This window comes from Bradyrhizobium sp. UFLA05-89 (genome assembly GCF_059803475.1).
Map to the genome: position 1 here is coordinate 1 of NZ_JBANBA010000139.1, position 20,347 is coordinate 20,347.

22 protein-coding genes are annotated in these 20,347 nt (G+C 63.9%); 13 read left to right on the forward strand and 9 right to left on the reverse strand.

What is annotated here, in order from left to right; all coding sequences use genetic code 11:
* Window positions 1–815 (forward strand): acetyl-CoA hydrolase/transferase family protein (locus tag SO139_RS40660; RefSeq protein WP_498541806.1); only part of this gene is annotated, 815 nt, incomplete at its 5' end.
* Window positions 816–817: 2 nt separating this feature from the next.
* Here SO139_RS40660 and SO139_RS40665 read toward each other — a convergent pair.
* The 3 genes from SO139_RS40665 to SO139_RS40675 all read right to left on the reverse strand — a co-directional run bounded on the left by SO139_RS40665 (window position 818) and on the right by SO139_RS40675 (window position 4,938).
* Entirely contained in the window at window positions 818–1,348 is a 531-nt protein-coding gene (locus tag SO139_RS40665; protein WP_449384089.1) for a hypothetical protein, read from the reverse strand.
* Window positions 1,349–1,362: 14 nt separating this feature from the next.
* Entirely contained in the window at window positions 1,363–2,673 is a 1,311-nt protein-coding gene (locus tag SO139_RS40670; RefSeq protein ID WP_449384088.1) for a hypothetical protein, read from the reverse strand.
* 66 nt (window positions 2,674–2,739) lie between these two features.
* On the reverse strand, window positions 2,740–4,938 hold the full coding sequence (locus tag SO139_RS40675) for a hypothetical protein (protein WP_449384087.1): 2,199 nt from the start codon (window positions 4,936–4,938) through the stop codon (window positions 2,740–2,742).
* A gap of 747 nt (window positions 4,939–5,685) precedes the next feature.
* Between SO139_RS40675 and SO139_RS40680 the strand changes: the two genes are divergently transcribed.
* From SO139_RS40680 to SO139_RS40730, 11 genes are all read left to right on the forward strand, one after another.
* Window positions 5,686–6,381 carry an RNA polymerase sigma factor gene (locus tag SO139_RS40680; protein WP_449384086.1) on the forward strand — a complete coding sequence of 232 codons (696 nt, stop codon included), beginning with the start codon at window positions 5,686–5,688 and terminating at the stop codon, window positions 6,379–6,381.
* Window positions 6,382–6,526: 145 nt separating this feature from the next.
* A complete protein-coding gene (locus SO139_RS40685; RefSeq protein WP_449384085.1) occupies window positions 6,527–7,351 on the forward strand; it encodes a flagellin in 825 nt (274 codons plus the stop codon).
* 64 nt (window positions 7,352–7,415) lie between these two features.
* A complete protein-coding gene (fliD, locus tag SO139_RS40690; protein WP_449384084.1) occupies window positions 7,416–9,116 on the forward strand; it encodes a flagellar filament capping protein FliD in 1,701 nt (566 codons plus the stop codon).
* A complete protein-coding gene (locus SO139_RS40695) occupies window positions 9,116–9,544 on the forward strand; it encodes a flagellar export chaperone FliS (RefSeq protein WP_449384083.1) in 429 nt (142 codons plus the stop codon). The genes fliD and SO139_RS40695 overlap by 1 nt, the downstream gene beginning before the upstream one ends.
* Window positions 9,545–9,733: 189 nt before the next feature.
* Window positions 9,734–10,003, forward strand: a complete 270-nt coding sequence (locus tag SO139_RS40700; protein WP_449384082.1) for a hypothetical protein — start codon at window positions 9,734–9,736, stop codon at window positions 10,001–10,003.
* A gap of 507 nt (window positions 10,004–10,510) precedes the next feature.
* On the forward strand, window positions 10,511–11,176 hold the full coding sequence (locus SO139_RS40705) for a flagellar hook assembly protein FlgD (protein ID WP_449384097.1): 666 nt from the start codon (window positions 10,511–10,513) through the stop codon (window positions 11,174–11,176).
* 19 nt (window positions 11,177–11,195) lie between these two features.
* Window positions 11,196–12,461: a flagellar hook protein FlgE gene (flgE, locus tag SO139_RS40710; RefSeq protein WP_449384081.1), complete on the forward strand. Its 1,266-nt coding sequence runs from the start codon at window positions 11,196–11,198 to the stop codon at window positions 12,459–12,461.
* A gap of 3 nt (window positions 12,462–12,464) precedes the next feature.
* Window positions 12,465–12,722, forward strand: a complete 258-nt coding sequence (locus SO139_RS40715; protein ID WP_474799661.1) for a hypothetical protein — start codon at window positions 12,465–12,467, stop codon at window positions 12,720–12,722.
* A gap of 19 nt (window positions 12,723–12,741) precedes the next feature.
* On the forward strand, window positions 12,742–13,197 hold the full coding sequence (locus tag SO139_RS40720) for a flagellar protein FlgN (RefSeq protein WP_449381108.1): 456 nt from the start codon (window positions 12,742–12,744) through the stop codon (window positions 13,195–13,197).
* A 22-nt stretch (window positions 13,198–13,219) separates the two neighbouring features.
* Window positions 13,220–14,995, forward strand: a complete 1,776-nt coding sequence (flgK, locus tag SO139_RS40725; protein ID WP_449381107.1) for a flagellar hook-associated protein FlgK — start codon at window positions 13,220–13,222, stop codon at window positions 14,993–14,995.
* 15 nt (window positions 14,996–15,010) lie between these two features.
* On the forward strand, window positions 15,011–15,922 hold the full coding sequence (locus SO139_RS40730) for a flagellin (protein ID WP_449381106.1): 912 nt from the start codon (window positions 15,011–15,013) through the stop codon (window positions 15,920–15,922).
* Between the two features lie 6 nt (window positions 15,923–15,928).
* On the opposite strand, the gene SO139_RS40735 is transcribed toward SO139_RS40730, so the two are convergent.
* The 5 genes from SO139_RS40735 to SO139_RS40755 form a co-directional block, all read right to left on the reverse strand.
* Window positions 15,929–17,500: an AMP-binding protein gene (locus tag SO139_RS40735; RefSeq protein WP_449381105.1), complete on the reverse strand. Its 1,572-nt coding sequence runs from the start codon at window positions 17,498–17,500 to the stop codon at window positions 15,929–15,931.
* Between the two features lie 34 nt (window positions 17,501–17,534).
* Window positions 17,535–18,170: a uracil phosphoribosyltransferase gene (gene upp / locus SO139_RS40740; RefSeq protein ID WP_449381104.1), complete on the reverse strand. Its 636-nt coding sequence runs from the start codon at window positions 18,168–18,170 to the stop codon at window positions 17,535–17,537.
* Between the two features lie 129 nt (window positions 18,171–18,299).
* Entirely contained in the window at window positions 18,300–18,428 is a 129-nt protein-coding gene (locus SO139_RS40745; RefSeq protein ID WP_449381103.1) for a hypothetical protein, read from the reverse strand.
* A 118-nt stretch (window positions 18,429–18,546) separates the two neighbouring features.
* Window positions 18,547–18,924, reverse strand: a complete 378-nt coding sequence (locus SO139_RS40750) for a hypothetical protein (protein ID WP_449381102.1) — start codon at window positions 18,922–18,924, stop codon at window positions 18,547–18,549.
* Between the two features lie 48 nt (window positions 18,925–18,972).
* A complete protein-coding gene (locus SO139_RS40755; RefSeq protein ID WP_449381101.1) occupies window positions 18,973–19,164 on the reverse strand; it encodes a hypothetical protein in 192 nt (63 codons plus the stop codon).
* 247 nt (window positions 19,165–19,411) lie between these two features.
* Here SO139_RS40755 and SO139_RS40760 point away from each other — a divergent pair, with 247 nt between their 5' ends.
* The gene (locus SO139_RS40760) at window positions 19,412–19,654 is read left to right on the forward strand and encodes a hypothetical protein (protein WP_449381100.1); all 243 of its coding nucleotides are present in this window, start codon (window positions 19,412–19,414) and stop codon (window positions 19,652–19,654) included.
* 41 nt (window positions 19,655–19,695) lie between these two features.
* Here SO139_RS40760 and SO139_RS40765 read toward each other — a convergent pair.
* Window positions 19,696–20,347, reverse strand: a 652-nt coding sequence (locus SO139_RS40765) for a dihydrodipicolinate synthase family protein (protein WP_498541807.1), incomplete at its 5' end; no start/stop codon positions are given.

Below are 20,347 nucleotides of genomic sequence, written 5' to 3' on the forward strand. Positions count from 1 at the left end.
ATGCAGATGCGCCTTGGACATTCGGTGCCGAATGGCCGGATGACGTGCCGATCGATCTGCGTGTTGTGACCTGCCGCCAGCCAGTCGAATTGCCGTCAACGCCGCCTGATGACGTATCGCGCAGTATCGCCGCCCATGCGGCAGACCTGATCGCCGATGGCAGCACCTTGCAGTTCGGGGTCGGCAGGATTCCGGACGCGATCCTTTCCTCGCTCTCGCATGCGCGTGACCTCGGCGTTCACTCCGGCCTGATCAACGATGCCGTCGTCGACCTGATCGAGCACGGCACGGTCACCAACGCGCGCAAGGGGCTGGATGCGGGCATCATCGTTGCCAATCAGGTGATCGGCACGCAGCGGCTCTATCGCTTCGTGCAAGAGAACAGGGCGGTCGCGGTGCGGCCGGCATCCTACACGCATAGCCAGGGCGTGCTGGCGCGGATCAACCGTCTGGTCGCGATCAATTCCGCGCTTCAGGTCGGTCTCGACGGCTCGGTCAATTCCGAAACCTTGAACGGCGTGGCGGTCGGCGCGATCGGCGGGCAGCTCGACTTCGTGCGCGGTGCCAACGCCTCGCCGGGCGGCCGGGCCATCATCGCGCTACCCGCAACCGCCTCGGATGGAGCGAGCCGCATCGTGCTTGATGTCGAGACCGTAACGACGCCACGCGCCGATGTCGACGCCATCGTGACCGAATGGGGCGTGGCGGAGCTGCGCGGCTGCGATCTTGCCGAACGCGCGCGCCGCCTGATCGCGATCGCGGCGCCGGCGCATCGCGATGATTTATCTGCGGAGCTCAAGAAGCGAGGCCGTTAGCCTCAGTTCATCTGCGCAAAGCTCGGCCTGCTCTCGGTGCTGTCGATGATCCCCGGCAGCTCGGTCGCCTCATTCGCAATCATGCCCGACATCCGCCAGAACAGGTGCGCGAGCCGGGTGAAACATTGCCGCTCGCGTTCGATCGGCGACGCCTCTTCGGGAACGGTCAGGGTCTCAAGCCCGACCACGCGGCGGGTATCCGGCCAGATCGTCATCGATTGTGCGATAGCTGAGAAGCAGCGCGGGTCGTCGCTGTCGTCGGGCGCCGTCGGCAGACCGGGATATTGAACGGGCGCGACATGGAATTTGTAGGCGCCGCAGCCGAGCTGGAGCAGGAATTTCTCCGCGATCGCGATGTCATTGGCAAAGGACACCAGCCGCGCATCGCGTAAGGTTTCGGGTGCGATCGCGAGCAGATCGCGCGCCGACAGTGCCGAGCAGAAGGAGAGGTTCGGGTTGTGCTCGCGGAGCAGAGCGGCAAGCGGTAGCTGCTGTTGGCCGGTTTGTGTGAGCAGGATGATGGTCTTCAGCATTGGAGTAGCTCTCGTCAGGGGATGAGGTGGCAGCGCGTGGCTTCGGCCGCGGCGCTGGCGAAGAAGTCACCGGCGATCTTCTGTCCCGGTGCGATCTCGAGGACGCGATAGCGCGCGAGGCGCGCAGCCTCCCGAGCCGCATTGACATCGTCCTGCCAGCCGCAGAGCGACAGCTCGAAGCGTCCGTAGCCGCCGCAGTCGCGGGCGAAGGCGCCGGTCACCGCCTCGACGGTGGCGGCGACCGCATGCGCCTCGTTGGCCTCGACGTCGCGCAGGATCACGGCCACGCCGTTGTCGGCTGCGGCCTGAGAGGTCATGACCATGAAAGCGTCGCGTGCGCCGGTCCGGCCGGCACGGCGGGCCGCGCGCACGAGAGATGCGAAGCTGGCATCGCGCCCGAGCTCGGTCGTGGTCGTCGGTTGCGCGTGGATGATGACGGCGCGGTTCGCCGCGAGGTCGCCCGTCAGCGTGTGATAGGAGCGGGGCAGCCAAACCGTGTCGAGCGGGCCGTGTGAAGAGGCGTGGCTCCAGGCCTGGTCGAGCAGGTAGCCGTCCCATATCGTGGGATGGGAGGCGGCGAGATGGTGCCAGGCCTGCAGCACTTGCTCCGCGCCGGCCGTGCGACCGAGATAGAGAGTTTGAGCCGACATCTCCCAGCGGTTCCACTTGTGGAGCGCGACGTCGCAGCCGAGCGAGGACGGCAGCAGGGGCGCCTCGCGCAGCACTGCGCCGGCCTCGATGAACAGCAGCGGTTCGTGGTAGCGGCTCCACATCCGCGCGATGAACTCGGCCTTCTCGAAGCAAAGCACTTCTTCGCCGAGCTCGGCTGCGATCGGTTCGATATGGCTGTCGAGCTCAAAAGCCTCGAGCGAGCGCTGCAAGGCGCGGATCGTGGAAGGGTCGGTGCCGTACGGATAGTAGGAGATGATACGCGGCCGCACCGTGCATTGATCTGCGGCCGCAAGAAACTTCGACCACCCGATGCCGCCCCACCACATTTCATGCGGACCCTCGGCGCTTGGGCCGACCGTGCCGAACTCGGTCAGCTTCGACTTGAGGAAGTCGAAGGCCGGGTTTTCGCTGAGTGGAATGACGACCGCGCAGCCCGGAGTCAGGGTGCGGTAGAACAGCTCGGCCGCGGCGCCGCTCGGCGGCTCGGTCAGGATGATCACTCCGCCGCTCCGGCGGCCTTCATGCGTCATCTGTACCGTCGGGGCGCCGTAGCGATCGACCAGCCAGCCGAGGCGATGGCGCTGCGCTTCGCCGAGCCGGATGCCGGCCGTGCGCAAAAGGCCGTCAAGATCTGTCTGCGTTCCGTCCGTCAACTCCGTGCCCCCTCGTTTCGTATCGGCCCTTGGGCTTCAACGGGCGAAGGGGCCAGATCAGGCGCATTATTCGAGCGCGGTGAAGAGGATGCGGGCGTGACTGAGCGAGGTGAGTGCGACCGAATAGACTGCGATGTCCCGTGCCATTGGGGCGACCGGGATCAAGAGGCAGCCGTCGTCGTTCTCGGCGCAGTAGTAGGGACCGCTTCGCTGGAGCCCAGCATGGACCAGGCTGTCGGCAGCGATCCCGGTCACCTCCTGGCTTTCGGCCGCATCGCGAATGCTGTCGCCGCTCTGGACGGTCACCCCGTGGAGAAGCCCCTCGCGGGCGAGCTTGGCCAGCGGCACGGCGATCGTCGCGACCGCCATCGCTCGCGATAACGGGATGCGGAGGCGCAGTTCGCCAAGTCCGGTGCGATGGACGGTCACCGTTTCCATCGCGGCGCGGCCGTCGGTGCGGAACAGGCCGATCTGTAACGCACCGCAGGAGGCTTCCTCGAACACGTCGGCGGGCAGGCGGTTCGCGCCGAACAGCGTGTAGAGATAGGAATAGGACGGGGACAGCACGGCAAAGCTGCCGGCCAGCCACATCGGCGGCGCTGCCGAGGTGCAGGCGGCGGAGAGGCCGCGAGCAGTGAGCTGATTGCGGACGAACTCGTCATCGAGCAGCGGCGCAAGCGCATGGGTGCCGAGATTGACATCGTGCTTCAATCCGCCGAGCAGTGCGATCTCGTCGTCGTCCGGCAGCAACAACAGGCGCGCCAGCGTCGCGGCACTCCAGGTCGCGGCGACATCGAGCGCAGCATAAGGAAGCAGGTCGTATTCGGAGGCGATCCTGTCCGCTGCTGCCGCGAAGGCCAGTGCGCCCGATTGGATCTCGGCAGCCAGCGCGATCTGCTCGGCGGGCCGGGGATTGATCTCGCGCAGGACGGCCTCGTCCTGATAGTCTCGCACCGAGCCGTCGGCCGAGCAGCAGATCTGCTCGAGCAGCGCGACATTGCGGATCAGCATGCGCTTGACGTGCGGCGTCACCACGATATCGGAGATGAAGCCTTCCGCAGTATCGCTCTCGGCGATGTCGTCGAAAGCGTCATCGAGCGAGATCAGATAGGCGCCGTGCAAGCGGATCTTGATGCCTTCCTGGTCGAAGATGCGGCGCAGCGCCTTCTGCACGCTGCCGGAATAGCCGAGATCGGCGAGCACGAGGTCGGTGCAGTCGTCAAATCCGGGGATGGTGTGGCGGAGATAAGCGAGCAGGCGGGCGCGCAAGCCGGCGGCAAGCTCGGTGATTTCGCCGGCATCCATCAGATCCGGCAGCGCTTCAGCAAGCTCATCGCCGGGCGCGATCCCGTCGGGATAATTCGCAAAGAAGGCGGCGACCTTCGGCGGCAGGATCTTGATCATGTCGCGCAGCGTCGGGGCGTCGATCTTCATGATCTTGCCGAGGAGATCGCAGAGCGGCTCCATCGAATCAGCGGAGCCGATCAGGCTGACGCGGCGATTGATCTCTACATAAGCCGAGGTCGCGCCGTGGCGTTCCTGCCAGATCCGGTGCGACAAAAATCCGTCGCGGCCAAGGAAACCGAGCGCGACGCGCCGGCCGCGCTGTGCCAGCGCCTCGTAGCGGGCCGCGACGAAAACGTCGAACGCCGTCATCACCGAACCGAGCACGGTCATGCCCAACTGGAACGCCGGTGATTTCTCTGCGCTCCGCGCCGCCACCATCCGCCGCAGCGTACGTGAGCCGTGGTCGAGCCGCGATGGCTTGCCCTGGCACAACAAGTCGAACATCGCGGTCTCGCGCTGGAGCTTCGAGGCCAATGACGCCGAGGCTTGCGGATAGTAGCGTGGACGGATGCCGTGGCGCCGCGCGCCCCTGATGTCGGCACTCTGGTTGTCGCCGATGTGAAACGACGCGGCCGGATCGACGCCCTGTTCTGCAATGTATCTGGCGAACAAGGACTCGCTCTTGCCGCTGCCATGATCGCAGGACGCATAGAGGAAGTCCCAGGCGAGGCCGGGATGGCAGGCGCGTAGCAGGCGGGCGAGCTGCGCGGAATCCCAGTAGGTGTCCGAGATGAAGCCAGTGCGATGGCCGGCGCGCATCATGTCCAGATATTGCCGAAGCATTTCCGGATTGACGCGACAAAGCTCGAGCTCGGCGGCGAACTCGGCCTCGACGAGATCATCGAGATTGCGGCGATCGAGCCCGAACAGCTTGAACGGAAAATAGGAATAGATCTCGGCGATGTGCACTTCGCTCACGCCGCGTTTGTCCTTCGCGGTTCTGCGTGCGCGCGATTCGGCCTGGATCCGATGCTGAACGAAACTGGCGGAAACGTTCGGACATGTTACGGAAATGCCGGACAGCTCGTAAGTCCTTTCAAATACGCCATCTGGCGTCGTGCAGGCGCGCACCAGAAACGTATCGAAAACATCGAATGACCAAGCAGAAACAATTCTCGTCCGACGTTGCGCGTCGGCCGTCGCGATCTTCATGCTGCAATTCCCCGCCAATCGAACCGATTAACGCTGCCGTGTTGCAAGTCAGGCGCTCTCGCGGCGAAAAAAGTTCACGCGTGATTCAAAACCGCGCATGTCGCGACTGACAGATTCAAAAAATCCGCTAGGTTCGAAAAGGTGATTCGGCAAAAATTGCCGAGTGAGAAAATCGTCTCGTGTTCATTCACACTTGGACACAATCGATCGCCGCGTGCCTCGCGCGCAGAGCGCGTGTTCGTTTTAGTGCCGTGTATCTCCTCGAGTTTTTGAAGCTGCATCTGTTCGGGATGAATGATCCGCAAATGACGCGAGACGATGTCGATGATTGCAGGACAGTAGCGCGCGCTTCGCGCAACGTCGGCAATTGTTGCCGGTCACTCGGCAAAAGATTCCGGATAACATCTTGAAAAATAACAAAAATTCTCCGCCTGGATTGGTTCGGTTCCGCGTTCAACGCCTGGAAGCCGTGCGGAATATGCGCCGCCGGCATTGCGGGTTGGAGATTGCGGGATGAGTTACGCGCTTGATGTCTGGGCGCCCGCCGAGGCCGAAGTAACGACGACGGTGCCGGTCGACGAGACCCTGCCGGTGATGCCGTCGGCGCCGCTCGCGCCGGACACCGTGCCCGCCGCCGAGATCGTCCTCGACGAAGACAGCGAGCTGCTTGATCGCCTGGCGACCGGCGACGAGGCGGCGTTCCGCATGCTGGTCGAGCGTCACATCGATCGCGCCTATGCGATCGCGCTGCGCATCGTCGGCAACGCGGCGGATGCGGAGGACGTGGTGCAGGACACCATGCTCAAGATCTGGAGCCATCGCGGACGCTGGCAGCATGGCCGCGCCAAGTTCTCGACCTGGCTCTACCGCGTCATCTCCAACCGCTGCATCGACCTGCGCCGCAAGCCGCGCACGGAGAACGTCGACACAGTGCCGGAAGTTGCCGATGGTCAGCCCGATGCGGTTGACATCATCGAGCGCAACGAGCTGAACGACATGCTGGAGGTCGCAATGCAACGGCTGCCCGAGCAGCAGCGCATCGCGGTGATCCTGTCGTATCATGAGAGCATGAGCAACGGCGAGATCGCCCAAGTGATGGACACAACGGTCGCTGCGGTGGAGTCGCTGCTCAAGCGCGGCCGCCAGCAGCTCCGCCAGCTGCTGCGGCGGCACGAGCGCGACATCCGCACCGCGTTTACCGATTGCTAACTATAAAATCCTGCTCTCGGAAACTTTTTCGCCTGATCTCCTTGCGCTCCGACGTTTGAGCGAACGGACGGGGCTGCGGTCCGCGTCGTCGTCAGTCGCTTAATCACGATGCGGCACGTCATGCCCATCAGCACAGGAGCCAGCAATGCCCGCGATTTCCACCAACACCGCTGCGAACGCCGCAGTCCGCTACCTCAATATCAACTCCGCGCAGGAGACCAGCGCGCTCTCGAAACTGTCGAGCGGCTCGCGTATCACCTCCGCTTCCGACGACGCCGCCGGACTTGCGATCTCGACCCGCATCTCCTCGGACGTCACCACGCTCCAGCAGGCCGCGACCAACGCCTCGCAAGCGACCGCGATCCTGCAGACCGCCGACGGCGGCGCCTCGAACATCTCCGACATTCTCGCCCGCATGAAGTCGCTGGCCTCCGAGTCGGCCTCGGGCACCACGACAGACTCCAGCCGCGCCTACATCAACTCGGAATTCTCGCAGCTCACGAGCGAAATCGATTCCATCGCGTCCGGCACCCGCTACTCGAGCCAGAGCCTGCTCGACGGCACCAGCGTGTTCTCCTCCGGTGTTTCCGTGCTGGTCGGCTCGTCCAGCTCGGATACCATCACCATCACGCTGTCGAGTCTGACGGCTTCCTCGCTCGCCGTCTCCTCGCTCGACGTCAGCTCGCAGTCGGGTGCGACCTCGGCGCTGGACACGCTGGACTCCGCGATCGATACGGTCTCGGCCGCGCGCGCCTCGATCGGTGCGCAGGAATCCCGTTTCAACTTCTCCTCGGACTCGATCTCGACCCAGACCCAGAACCTGCAATCCGCCAACTCGGCGATCAAGGACGTCGATATCGCGGCCGAGCAGGCCACGCTGTCCTCGGCCGAGGTGAAGACCCAGGCCGCAGTCTCGGCCGAATCCGCCGCGAACCAGATGCCGCAGTACCTGCTCAAGCTGCTCGGCTAAGGATCGTCTTTCCGGGCCGGCATGAGGCCGGCCCGGCTCTTCCTGCGATAGGTCGGGCACATCAGTGACCAGTGTCAGTTCAAGCACCAGCAGCACCTCGACGAGCTCGACGTCGTCGAGCGCGTCCTCGGTGACCACGACCGGAACAACCACGTCGACCAGCCTCGACTGGAGCGCGCTGATCACGGCGGCGGTGAATGCCAAGCTCACTGCCGCGACGACGATCTCAACCACGATCACCAATAATGAGGCGAAGGTCACGGCCTACCAGACGCTGCAAAGCGATCTGAAGACGCTCTATTCCGGACTTGCTTCGCTCGCGACGTCCGTCGTGAACTCGCTTGCGACCAACGTATTCGCAACGCGCGCTGCGACCATCAGCTCGAGCGGCGACGTCAGCGCGTCATCCGCCCTGTCCATGAGCGTCAGCAATGGCGCCGCGACCGGTGACCATACGTTGACCATTGGCCAGATCGCGACCGCGCAGAAGGTGGTCGGCACGGCGCAGTCAAGCGAGAGCGACGCACTCGGCTATACCGGCACGTTCTCGCTCGGACTTGGCAGTGGCTCAACCGCGAGCATCAGCGTGACGAGCACGATGTCGCTCCAGGACATTGTCGATGCCATCAACGCCCAGACATCGACGACCAACGTCCAGGCCTCGATCGTCCAGGTGTCCAGCGGCTCCTACGAAATGGTGCTGACGGGAACCGAAGATGCCGAGGATATCAGCTATTCCAGTACGTCGGGCGATGACATCCTCAACGAGCTGGGAATGACCGATAGCTCGGGATCATTCTCCGATGTGCTCCAAGCCGCGCAGGCGGCCGAGTTCACGCTCGATGGCATCTCGATGACCCGGGATACCAACGATATCACCGACGTTCTGACCGGCGTCACCTTCAACCTGCTGCAGGCGACCCCAAGCGGGGCGACGGTGAACATCAGCATCGAGACCGACACCAGCCAGATCGAGTCGGCGCTCGAGACTTTCGTCACGAACTACAACGCCTATCGCGATGCCGTGATAGCGCAGCAGGCGACCAATTCGGATGGCACCGCCTCTTCCAGCGCCGTGCTGTTCGGTGACGGCACCATGCGCGACATCACCAGTCAGCTTGAATCCGCGCTCAACAGCACGGTGGGCGGGCTGACGATGGCCGACCTCGGCCTGTCTTTCAACGACTCGAACGAGCTCGAGCTCGACACCTCGACGCTCTCGGAGATCCTGAGCACGAACCTGAGCGGCGTGACGACGCTCCTGTCGGCGCAGACCACGACCTCGTCGAGCCAGCTCAGCGTCGTCAATACCGGAACCTCGCCGCAATCCTTCACGCTAGACCTGACGGTCGATTCCTCGGGCAATCTCAGCTCGGCCTCGGTCGGCGGAGACTCCTCGCTGTTCACCGTCAGCGGCACCACCATCATCGGCAATGCCGGCACGGCCTATGCGGGCATGGCCTTCACCTACTCGGGAACGACCTCGCAATCGATCACGGTGACGTCGACTTCGGGGATCGCCACTCAACTCTACCAGATCGCCAAGAACGCCTCTTCGAGCACCGGCTCGCTGCAGACGCTGATCACTAACCTGGAAACGCGCGACGACGACCTGCAACAGAAGGTCGACGATATCCAGAGTGCCGCGTCGGCCTATCAGACGCAGTTGGAAGCGCAATATGCGAAATACCAGGCTGCGATCGAGAGCGCGAACAACACGCTGACCTATCTCAAGGCTTTGCTCAACTCCAGCTCGAGTAGTTAATGATGCATAATCCGATGGCGTACATGGCCAATCAGGCCTATCGGGGTGCGGCCACCACAGTGCCGCCGCTCAAGGCGGTGTCGATGCTGCTGGGCGGCGCGATCACGTTTCTTCAGAAGGCACTTGCTTCTCAGGAGGCGCGGCGCTTCGAGGAGGGGCATGAGTATCTGATGAAGGCGACCGCGATCCTGCGCGGGCTCAGTCACAATCTCGATTTCACCAAGGGTGGAGCGGTGGCCGAGCGGCTCTACCAGACCTACAATGCGATGATCCTGGCGAGCCTGCGAGCCTACGGCCGGCCGCATGCCCGCGAGAGTTACCGGCGGATCATCGTGGGCCTGACAGAGCTGCGCGAGGCCTGGGAATTCGTTGACGCGACCGTGCGGACGGCCAAGACCGGGACAGGCGATTCGGCGCAGAAGCGCTGAGCCCTTCGGGCCGGCTTCCGCCGCGACCGGCGCCGGGTTCCTGCGTCCCGTATATCTCCCGCTCGAGCGGTGGTTTCCGTGGCAATTCCGCGGGGCATCGCTGCTCCTGACGCGTCTGGACTGGCGAATTCGGTTTCCGTCGCCTCTGCAATGCTTTATGACAGGCCCCGGGGGTGCGGGACCCGGGCGATGGACGTCACCGAGTTTGAGGATCTGATCGATCGGTTGGGCGAGGACCTGTCCCTCTGGCCCGAAGATCGTCGTTTGTCCGCCGAAGAGCTGCTCGGTCATTCCGCCGATGCGCGCGCCCTGCTCGAAGCGGCACGCGCGCTCCGCAATGCGCTGGCCGCACGGCCGGTGCGGGCGCCTGCCGGACTTGCCGATCGTATCGTCGCCGCCGCCAAACGGACGGTCGATCCCGCCAAGCCCCACGCCCAGGACGAGACCGCGGGCAACTGAGCTTCTCGTTTCACATGCTTCAATGGTTTCGACCTCGAAGCGGACGTTAAGCCCTCGTCGCCTCATTCCGCCCACGGCGGAGCCGTCACAGATGACGTGATCGCTTGGGACAATCCTGTCGCCACATCGTCATGGCCGGGCATAGCCATCCGAAGGACGGCGTTGCTTCCGCTCGCCTATGTCCCGGCCATCCCCGCGTTTGCCCGCGGCACCAAGAACGTGGTGCGCGGGACAAGCCCGGGCATGACGCGCTTTGCGAACGCGCACGCGCAATCGCTCTGCGCGCAAGTGTGGCGAAGGACCGTTCTGCGCCGGCAGATCGACTTGATTTCGTCGTTCCTCTAAGTCGCGCACATACACGGCAGATTTTGCCGCCTCGGAAGGCGCATCGCAGCGCGCGAATCCCCGCCTGAATTCACGCGCCCGCGCGTTTCAACAGCACACAGATTTCAAGCGCAACCCGACGCGTTCGCTAGCCGCGCGTTGCACATGAACCAGGGCTTTTCGATGACCGTTGCCGCGACGACGTCTACTTCGACAGCAACGACGACGACATCGTCGTCGAGCTCCTCATCCACCTCATCATTGACGTCGAACGAGTTCCTGAGCCTGCTCGTCAGCGAGCTTCAGAACCAGGATCCGCTGAACGCGACGTCGACGACGGACTTCATCAACCAGCTTACGTCCTACGCCAATTTCAGCCAGCAGCAGTCGATCAACACCAATCTCAGCGCGCTCGCGAGCTCGTTCTCGAGCCTCGTGACGCTGAACTCGGTCAACTACATCGGCCACACCGTGGAGGCGAAGACCGATACGGCGACGCTGACCAACGGCTCGGCGACGTTCGGCTACTCGCTGTCCTCGACCGCGTCGAACGTTGCGATCACCGTCAAGGATTCGTCAGGCAATACCGTGTGGACCGGTACCGGCACCGGCAATTCCGGCTCCAACACCTTCACCTGGGACGGCAAGGATTCCAGTGGCAACCAGCTCTCCGACGGTGGCCAGTACACGATCTCCGTGACCGCAACGGACTCTGCCGGCAATTCGGTTCTCAACTACACGACGGTCACCGGCACGGTGACCGGCATCGACACCTCGACCTCGACGCCATCGCTCGCGGTGAACGGTGTCTCGGTGAGCGCCGCCAACATCATCGGCGTCACGTCCTGATTTCTTTCGGAGTTCGATCATGAGCCTCAGCGGCGCACTTTCCTCGGCAATCTCCGCGCTCAGCGCGCAGAGCCAGTCCTTGTCGATGATCAGCGACAACATCGCCAATTCCGACACGACCGGCTACAAGACGACGTCTGCGATGTTCGATGACCTCGTCACAGCATCGAGCAACGCCACCTCTTATGCTTCGGGCGGCGTCACCGTGTCCGGCCGGGCCAATATCACCCAGCAGGGCCTGCTGGCCGCGACGTCCAACGCGACCGACGTCGCGATCCAGGGCTCGGGCTTCTTCGTGGCGACCAACGCGACGTCCGGCGGCACGGTTTCCTATACCCGCAACGGTGCCTTCACCATCGACAACGCGGGCTACCTCGAAAACAACGGCTATTATCTCGAGGGCTGGCGCACCGACGCCGATGGCAACGTGACGGGCAATGAATCGGCGAGCAATCTCGAGGCCATCAACACCCAGGTGGCATCGACCAGCGGCAGCGCGACCACCAAGACGACGATTGCGGCGAACCTGCCGTCGGATGCCGCTACGGGCGACACCTATACCAGCTCGATGACGGTCTACGATTCACTGGGCGCGGCCAACTCGATCCAGATCACCTGGACCAAGACCGCCACCAACACCTGGAGTGCGAGCTTTGCCGATCCGACCTCGTCGTCGGACACCACGACCACGACCGGCACGACCAGCGGCACGGTTGCCATCACCTTCAACAGCGACGGCTCGCTGGCGAGCACCAGCCCCAGCCCGGCGACGATCTCGGTGTCGGGCTGGACCGACGGTGCGGCCGACAGCACCATCACACTCGATCTCGGTACGACGGGAGGAACGGACGGGCTGACGCAATACGCTTCGGGCGAAACCACGCCCTCTGTCAACGTCACGAGCATCACCTCGGACGGCCTGTCCTACGGCACGTTGTCGAGCATCGCGATCGGCAAGAACGGCGTGGTCGATGCCACCTATTCCAACGGCAAGACGATCGCGATCTACAAGATCGCGGTGGCGACCTTTGCCGATCCCAATGGTCTGTCCGCCAGCAGTGACCAGATGTATTCGGCGACCGTCACGTCGGGGGATCCGACGCTGCAGGCCTCCGGCGAGAATGGTGCGGGCACGATCTATGGCAGCGAGCTCGAATCCTCCACCACCGACACTTCGAGCCAGTTCTCCAGCATGATCTCGGCGCAGCAGGCCTACTCCGCAGCCTCGCAGGTCATCTCGACCGTCAACAAGATGTACGACACCCTGATCTCGGCGATGAGGTAGGCGATGCGCGGGGAACGGAGCCATGCCGCGGGAGAGGCGTTGCTGCTGCGACTGCGGCGGCTGATCGCACGCGCCCGTACTGCAGGCCGGGAACGCGGAGAATTGCTCGCGCTACTCGACGACATCGAGACCGCACGCCGCGGCCTGATCCGCGAATCCAAGGCAATCGAGGACGAAACACGGCAGACGAGCATGAGAACCACGGCGATCGGCGCCTATTTGCGCGGCGCGCAGATCGGCCGCGGCCGGCGCCATAATTGAGACCACGAAAGCAACGAACATGAAACAGGCTCAAATCACCAGGACAACCACCGTCGAGGGCGACGCGCGCATCAAATCACTGATCGCGCTGATCGACGGCCTGACCGCGCTGGTCGCCGAAGAGAACGCGGAGCTCGCCAAGGGGCTTCCGGCCTCGCGACTGAAGCAGGTCGATGAGAAGAACCGGCTGGCGGAAGTATTCGAAAGAACCGTTGCTGAGTGCGCGGCCGGCTCGACCAGCCTTGATGTCCGCGACCGGATCCTGCGCGAACAGCTCATGGAGCGGATCCTCAAGCTACGCGCGGCGATGGACGAAAATCTGGTGCGCCTGCGCGCGGCGATCGAGGCCAGCAACCGCCGTATCGAGGCGGTGATGCAGGCGATCCGCGAGCAGATCGCCGCGGTGTCGCCCTACGGTGCGTCTGGACGGCTCGCCGCGCGCGCGGTCTCCAGCGGCACCATTCGTCAGGCCTGAGAGCAGGGGAAGGGAAGCCGCCGTGTCGCTCGATATCGCACGATTGATCGCCTTCAGCGGGCTATCGGCCACGCAGGTGCAGATCAGCGTGACGTCGTCGAATATCTCGAACGCCGACACGACGGGCTATACCGAGAAGACCGCAAGCCAGGCGAGCAGCGTCACCAACGGCGTCGGCACCGGCGTCACGGTGACGGGCATTACCTCGAATGTCGACAAGCTGTTGTTGAAGTCGCTGATCTCTGCGACCTCCGACCTCGGATCGGCCGACACGACCAACACCTACCTGACTTCCCTCCAGAAACTCTACGGCTCGACCTCGAGCTCGGACTCATCGTCGACCGGAACGTCGCTTGCCAATTCAATCGCGTCGCTGGAATCCGCGCTGTCGTCGCTCGCCAGCACGCCGAACAGCGCCTCGCTGCAATCCAATGTCGTCAGCGCGCTCGATGACGTCGCGAGCCAGTTGCGTGAGACCTCGAGCGGCATCCAGAAACTACGCTCCAATGCCGACCAGGATATTTCGTCCTCGATCGACGACGTGAACTCGGACCTGCAGCAGATTGCCGACCTCAACGCCGAGATCAAGCAGACCGCGGCGGCCGGCCAGTCGACGGCGGATCTGGAGGACCAGCGCAACACCGCGCTGCAGGACGTCGCCTCCAAGATGAATGTCAACTACTACACGGCCTCAAACGGCGATCTCCAGATCTACACGACGTCCGGCCAAGCGCTGGTCGACAGCACCGCGCATACGATCAGCTATACGACGGCGGCGAACGTCTCCTCATCGACCGTCTACAGCGCCGGCTCGTCGTCCAGCGGCTTCAGCGCCATTACCGTGAACGGGGTCGACGTAACCTCGCAGATCACCGGCGGCGACATCGGGGCCCTGATCACGCTGCGCGACAAGACCCTGCCGGCCGCGCAGTCCCAGCTCGACCAGATCGCCCAGCAGTTCGCCTCGGCAATGAATGGCGTGTCGAACAGCGCCTCGTCAGTGCCGCCGCCAACCAGCCTCACCGGCACCACCAGCGTGACCAGCGCGACGGCGCTATCCGCGACAGGCACGGTGCGGCTTGCGGTCACGGATCAGAGCGGCAATCTGGTCTCCTACAGCGATCTCGATCTGTCCTCTTATTCCACCGTGGGAGACCTCGTCACCGCCATCAACGGCATCTCCGGGCTTTCGGCGTCCATCGATTCAAATGGTCATCTGACGATCACGTCGACCAACTCCAGCGACGGCGTCGCGATCAACGAGATGACGAGTTCGGTAGGAAGCTCGAGCGAGGGGTTTTCGGAGTATTTCGGTCTCAACGATCTGGTGACGGGCACCAGCGCGTCCGATATCGCGGTCAACAGCAGCATCCTCTCCGGCACCGATGAGCTGCAGCTTGCGACGCTGGATTCGTCATCCAGCCTGACCGTCGGCAGCCAGGTTCTGTCGTCGGGCTCGGCGACGGTGGTCAACGACTTCTACGACGCGCTGACGGATTCGCGGACATTCGGGTCGTCCGGCGGGCTGGCGGCGACCACCGGCTCGTTCGCCGATTATGCCGCGGCGATCGTCTCCGATGTCGCGAGCAAGTCCTCCCAGGCCTCCACCAACTACACTGCCAAAGAGACCGCGCAGTCGACCTATGCGAGCTCGCTGTCATCGCAATCGGGCGTCAATCTCGATGAGGAATCGGCGCGCCTGAGCACGCTGCAAAACAAGTATACGGCGGCCTCCGCACTGATCCAGGCCATCAACACCATGTATTCGGCGCTGCTGAGCGCCGTGCAGTCGTCCTAAGGCGGGAGAGGGTCCATGGTCGCGATGCGGGTGGCCACTTTCGCGCAGTCGAGCACGATGATCGCGGATGCGCTGCGCGTTCAGGCCGTCATGGCCAACGAGCAGATCCAGGAATCATCGGGCGTCATCTCGACCGATTTCGGCGGCTATGGCTCGACCGCGCAGCACGTGGTCAACCTTCAGGTCTCGGTGACACGGGCGCAGTCCTACATCGACGCGGCGACGCTCGCCGACAGCAAGGTGCAGGTGATGTATTCCGCGGTCGGCTCGATGGCCGACATCATCACCCAGCTCCGCTCCCAGCTCAGCGCTGCTTCGACCGGGAGTTCGACGGAGAGTGACTCGGTGATCTCTTCGGCACAGCAGATGCTGGGCGAGATGGGATCGCTGCTCAACACGCAATATGACGGCCAGTACGTGTTTGCCGGAGGCAAGACGGAGACGGCGCCGGTCGACCTCACGAGCTTCGCCACTGGCACGGGATCCACCACGACGGCTGATACCAGCTATTATGTCGGTGACAGCGAGATCGCCTCGGTCCGCGTTGCGACCGACCAGAGCGTGTCCTACGGCGTGACGGCGGACAATTCGGCCTTCGAAGAGGTGATGCGCGTCCTCAAATTCGTCGCCAACAGCTCCTCGCTATCGTCATCGGAAATCACCAGCGCGCTGGATCTGGCGAGCGCGGCGCTGGACGATACCGCCGCGGTGCAAGCAAAGCTCTCGAGCGCCGCATCCTCGATCGAGACGGCGAGCGCGCGCCAGAGCGACTACAAGAGTTATGCCGAAACGCTCGGGAGCGATCTCACGAGTGTGGATGTCGCGGCCATCACGGCGCAGCTCTCGACCTACCAGTCCCAGCTCACCGCGTCCTATTCGGCGCTCGCAAAAATCCTGGGCATGAATCTCGCGAGCTACCTGAAATAGACGCCGTTATTCCGCGGTAATCTTCTCCATGGCCATTGCACGCAGCCTAGCGCGCTGGATCTTGACGCCGTTGGCGCTGTCGGTGACGGGAAAGGCGGCGACGAAGTAGATGCGTGCGGGAACCTTGTAGCCGGCCAGCCGCTCGCGCAAGCGCGCGATCAGCGCGGCCTCCTGCGGCTGCTCTTTTGCCGGGATCACGAAGGCGGCGCAGCGGGCTTGTCCGTTCAGATCGACGGCGACGACCTGCGCATCGGCAACGCCGGCGCAGGACTTCAACTCGTCCTCGATCTCGCCGGGCGCGACGAGGAAGCCGCCGAGCCGCATGGCGTCGCCCGCACGCGTTTCGTAGACGAAGGAGCCGTCGGTGCGCAGCCTCCCGATATCGCCCGTGCGGAAGAAGCCGTCTTCGGTGGTTGCGTCGCGCGTCGCCTGCGGATTCTTGAAATAACCAAGGAAGCACGACGGTGCGCTGATCTCAATCTCGCCGGAGACGCCGGGTCCCACCAGCTTGCCGCTGTCCGCATCGCGCACCCGCACGCGAGCCTCCGGTGACATCGGCCAGCCGCCGCCTTCGATGCGGTCTCTGAAGCTGGCATCGCGCCGGCCGATCGAGAACAGGGCCTGCACTTCGCTTGACCCATACAGGCCGAACAGCGGCAGGCCCCGCGCCTCGGCCTCCGCCGCAAACTCGCGCCAACCCGGCTGGAACGCGGCGAAGCCGAACACTTCCGTGTGTGGGAACGGCCGTGGCGCATCGGTAAGCGCGAGGATGCGGCGGAACATCTCGTCGGAGCCGAAGCAATGCGTGATCCCGTGCTCGCCGAGGATCTTGAGCGCCGGCTCGGCCTCGAAAGCATCGAGCACGTGGATGGTGACGCCGGCCGCGAGAAAGGCGAGCAGGCCCGTCATCCCGAACGTGCCGCAGAAGGGCAGCATCGCGAGCAGTGAATGGCGCTGCGGCGCTAGCGCGAGCGCGCTGGCGATCCCCGCCGCATGCATAGCCAGTGTCGCTTGCGAATGCGCCACCAGTTTCGGCCCCTTGGTCGTACCCGAGGTGGTGTAGAGCAGCACCGGCAGGTCGACGTCGCCGCGTGATGGCGCAGCCGGATGAGGAGTCTCGAAGGCATCGAAGCGCACGCCGGGCCATTGGGCCGGAATCGTATCCGCGCCGACCACGGCGAGCTTTTCAAGCGCTGGTACATCGCTCTCTGCGATACCGGCGAGAATGGCGGCAAAGTCGATCGAGCGGAACGCTGTCTCCATCACCAGAAGCTTCGCACCGGAGAGCCGCAGGAGGTGGGCGACGTCCGCGCTGCGGTAGCGCGTGTTGACCGCGGCAATGATTGCGCCAAGTCGGGCGGCAGCGAACAGCAGCGCAATCCATTCGATGCGGTTGACCAGCCAGACCGCGACGACATCGCCTTTGCCGATGCCTTGCGCGGCGAGCCAAGCTGCAGTCTGGTCGATCCTGCCTGACAATTCGGCGCGCGGGACAGGCGTACCGTCAAACACCAGCGCGGGATCGGAGAAGGTCTCGATCCCAATCAGCGATTGCAGCGAGCGATCGTTGGGGCGCATGGCTACCCGCAGTAACCCGATCGCGCAAAACTGTCTACTTGGTGCCGAACATCCGGTCGCCGGCATCGCCCAGGCCCGGTACGATATAGCCGTGGTCGTTCAGCCGCTCGTCGACGGCGGCGGTCCAGATCGGCACGTCCGGATGCTCCGACTGGAACTGCGCGATACCTTCCGGGGCGGCCAGCAGGCAGACGAAGCGGATGTCGCGAGCGCCGCGGGCTTTGAGCAGGGACGCGCCGGCACAGGCGGAGTTGCCGGTCGCCAGCATCGGGTCCATCAGGATCACGGTGCGGTCGGAGAGGTCCTGCGGCGCCTTGAAGTAGTACTCCACCGCCTGCAACGTCGCGGGATCGCGATAGAGCCCGATATGGGCGATGCGGGCGGATGGCATCAACGCCAGCATGCCGTCGAGGAATCCGACGCCGGCGCGCAGGATCGGCGCCAGCGTGAGCTTCTTGCCGGCGATTTTCGGTGCCTGCATCGGCGAGATCGGCGTCTCGATTTCCACGAGCTCTAGCGGCAGGTCGCGCGTCACCTCGTAGCACAAGAGCATGCCGATCTCGTTCAGGATCTCGCGAAAGCTCTTGGTCGAGCGGTCCTTTTCCCGCATTAGCGAGAGCTTGTGCTGGACCAGGGGGTGATCGACGACGTGGACGTTGCTGCTACCCATGGCAACCGCTCTACACGGTTCCCCGAGCTTGCGCCAGATCGCCCGCAGCGTTTTCCCTGCGCACGAACTGCCTAACCAGCGGGCATCGCGACCGAGGTCCTCGCCCGGTTGCTGGCCTCGTAGTCTGGCCTAGACGCCCAATCCGCGCGCGATCAGCGTGATCACGAGCGTCAGAATGCCGCCCCAGACCAGGCTCAAGGTCAGGGTCAAGATGGTGACCGTGACGGCGTGCTCGAGATTTGCCTTCGTGGGCTGCATCTCAATCGTCCAATGCGGGGGCAGGCGGCGCGCCAACGCGCGTGCCGAGAAAGAGAGCTCCCATCAGCGCGACCATGATGATGATCTTGCGTTCAATCATTTCACGCGTTCTCCGCTATCATGCGGCGAGGCGCGCCAGACGGCGTCTGGCTTGACCAATCCACGGGGCCAGTTGAGCGGCGAAAGGATTGCCGTCGTTCTCGATATCAAGCTCGAACGTTTCGGATGGAAACACGAGCGCGCATTGCGCCGGTCGGCTCTGCCGATGTGCAAATTCCACCGCGGAGCTCTTGAACAGGAAGACCCCGCCAACGCGTCCCCTGGCCTCGCGGGCGACCCAGAGGCCGGTCGCGTTGCGGCCGATGAAGAAGGCGGGGATGGAGGCGCTGACGATATTGGGATCGAGCGGCTGGAGCGCAGTCGTCGGCTCGGATGCCCGCTTTGCCTGCGGAGGCTGAGACGGGAGATGCGCAGCTTGAAGGGCGATCGTGGCCATGGCGGCCTCCTCAGACATCTCCAAGGTCATGATCGTCTACCATGCCGGTCAAGCGTGGAAGCGCCAGACATAGATTGCGGTCTTCAGTGCGATGAGCGCAGTGAGCACGCCACTCGCCGAGAGTACGGCGAGCACGCGCAAAGCGTGGCGTTTGAGCTGGGACTTCCGCGCCTTCGAGATCCGCGCCGAGCGTTCCGCCCAGTCAAAGGGCCGTTCTAAGCCATGTGTCAGCATCGACATTTGATGGGTCCTTGTCCGTGCCAGGGCGAGATGGCCGCTCCAATCTACCTCGTATGATGTTCATCGCGGCGTAGGATTGCGAGACGAACGCCGAGGCCGCCGCATAGGAATGTCATAAAGATGCCGTTCGTCGCGCCGGCAGCCCTCTGAACAGGTCGCGGTTCCGCTTTGGTCGTGCCGCGGGCGGAGCAGCATTCGCTGTTCCGACAGCCGCGGCGAAGGCGAGGCGCAGGCGCGGTTCACCGATTTGGTCGCAAAAGCATTTCAGGATGGCGTCTGCATTCTGCTGCTGCCCAGTGATCGCCGCGCAGAGCTGGGAGCTGGTTCGGCGGAAGAAATGCAGCGAGTCTTCGGAATCTCGACGCCCAAACCGGTCGAGTTCCGCAGCGAGAGCCGCAACGTTGAGCCTGTCACCGTCGTTGCGCGTCACCGCAAAGCGCAGTACCGCCAACTGCCAGGCGTGGAGCAGCCTGCGCGGTTCCTTGGCTGATAGCGGCGAACGCATGCGATATCCGGCTGGTCTGCGAAACGTCAGGTTCCGACGCCGTCGATCAATTCTTCATCGGCGATTGCGGCGAATGCTCTTGCGACATCCGCTTGGGCTGCGTCGTCGAGCGGTACGATCGGCAACCGCGTGTCTGGCCGCATGAGGCCGAGCAGACTCAGCGCGCATTTGAGGGCCGCGGGACTTTCCTTCGAAAGACAGGACACGAGGGGACCGAGACGCGTGTGCAGATAGCGGGCGGATTGCAGGCGGCCCTGTCTGACCTGCGAAAAGATCGTCCGGCAGAGATCAGGGGCGATGTTGGCGACCTCCGACATCGCGCCGCCGCCGCCACTCGCGATGAAGCCGAAGGCGGTTGCGTCGTCGCCGGACAGCAGTCGGAAGACGGCAGGCAAAAGCCCGCTGAGGCGCGTCAGCCGGGAGATGTCGCTGCTGCCATCGCGCAAGCCGACGAACTGGCTGTTCTCGGCAAGGCGCGCGAGCGTGTCGTCGGCGAGGGGGCGCAGCGTGCGCGAGGGAATATCGTGCAGAATGATCGGCAGGCCGGTCGCGTCCGCGATCGCCCGGAAATGTGCGAGCATGCCTTGCTGCATCGGCTTGTTGTAGTACGGCACGACCGACAGGACTGCGTCCGCGCCAGCGGCTTCCGCCCGACGGGTGAGCTCGATGGCATGATCG

Coding starts and splice junctions, on each gene's coding strand:
- SO139_RS40730 (WP_449381106.1), top strand. CDS start 15,011: ATGGTCGCGATGCGGGTGGCCACTTTCGCGCAGTCGAGCACGATGATC.
- SO139_RS40755 (WP_449381101.1), bottom strand. CDS start 19,164: ATGTCGATGCTGACACATGGCTTAGAACGGCCCTTTGACTGGGCGGAA.
- SO139_RS40735 (WP_449381105.1), bottom strand. CDS start 17,500: ATGCGCCCCAACGATCGCTCGCTGCAATCGCTGATTGGGATCGAGACC.
- SO139_RS40715 (WP_474799661.1), top strand. CDS start 12,465: ATGCGCGGGGAACGGAGCCATGCCGCGGGAGAGGCGTTGCTGCTGCGA.
- SO139_RS40700 (WP_449384082.1), top strand. CDS start 9,734: ATGGACGTCACCGAGTTTGAGGATCTGATCGATCGGTTGGGCGAGGAC.
- SO139_RS40680 (WP_449384086.1), top strand. CDS start 5,686: ATGAGTTACGCGCTTGATGTCTGGGCGCCCGCCGAGGCCGAAGTAACG.
- SO139_RS40705 (WP_449384097.1), top strand. CDS start 10,511: ATGACCGTTGCCGCGACGACGTCTACTTCGACAGCAACGACGACGACA.
- SO139_RS40720 (WP_449381108.1), top strand. CDS start 12,742: ATGAAACAGGCTCAAATCACCAGGACAACCACCGTCGAGGGCGACGCG.
- SO139_RS40685 (WP_449384085.1), top strand. CDS start 6,527: ATGCCCGCGATTTCCACCAACACCGCTGCGAACGCCGCAGTCCGCTAC.
- SO139_RS40695 (WP_449384083.1), top strand. CDS start 9,116: ATGATGCATAATCCGATGGCGTACATGGCCAATCAGGCCTATCGGGGT.
- upp (WP_449381104.1), bottom strand. CDS start 18,170: ATGGGTAGCAGCAACGTCCACGTCGTCGATCACCCCCTGGTCCAGCAC.
- flgE (WP_449384081.1), top strand. CDS start 11,196: ATGAGCCTCAGCGGCGCACTTTCCTCGGCAATCTCCGCGCTCAGCGCG.
- SO139_RS40745 (WP_449381103.1), bottom strand. CDS start 18,428: ATGCAGCCCACGAAGGCAAATCTCGAGCACGCCGTCACGGTCACCATC.
- SO139_RS40665 (WP_449384089.1), bottom strand. CDS start 1,348: ATGCTGAAGACCATCATCCTGCTCACACAAACCGGCCAACAGCAGCTA.
- SO139_RS40750 (WP_449381102.1), bottom strand. CDS start 18,924: ATGGCCACGATCGCCCTTCAAGCTGCGCATCTCCCGTCTCAGCCTCCG.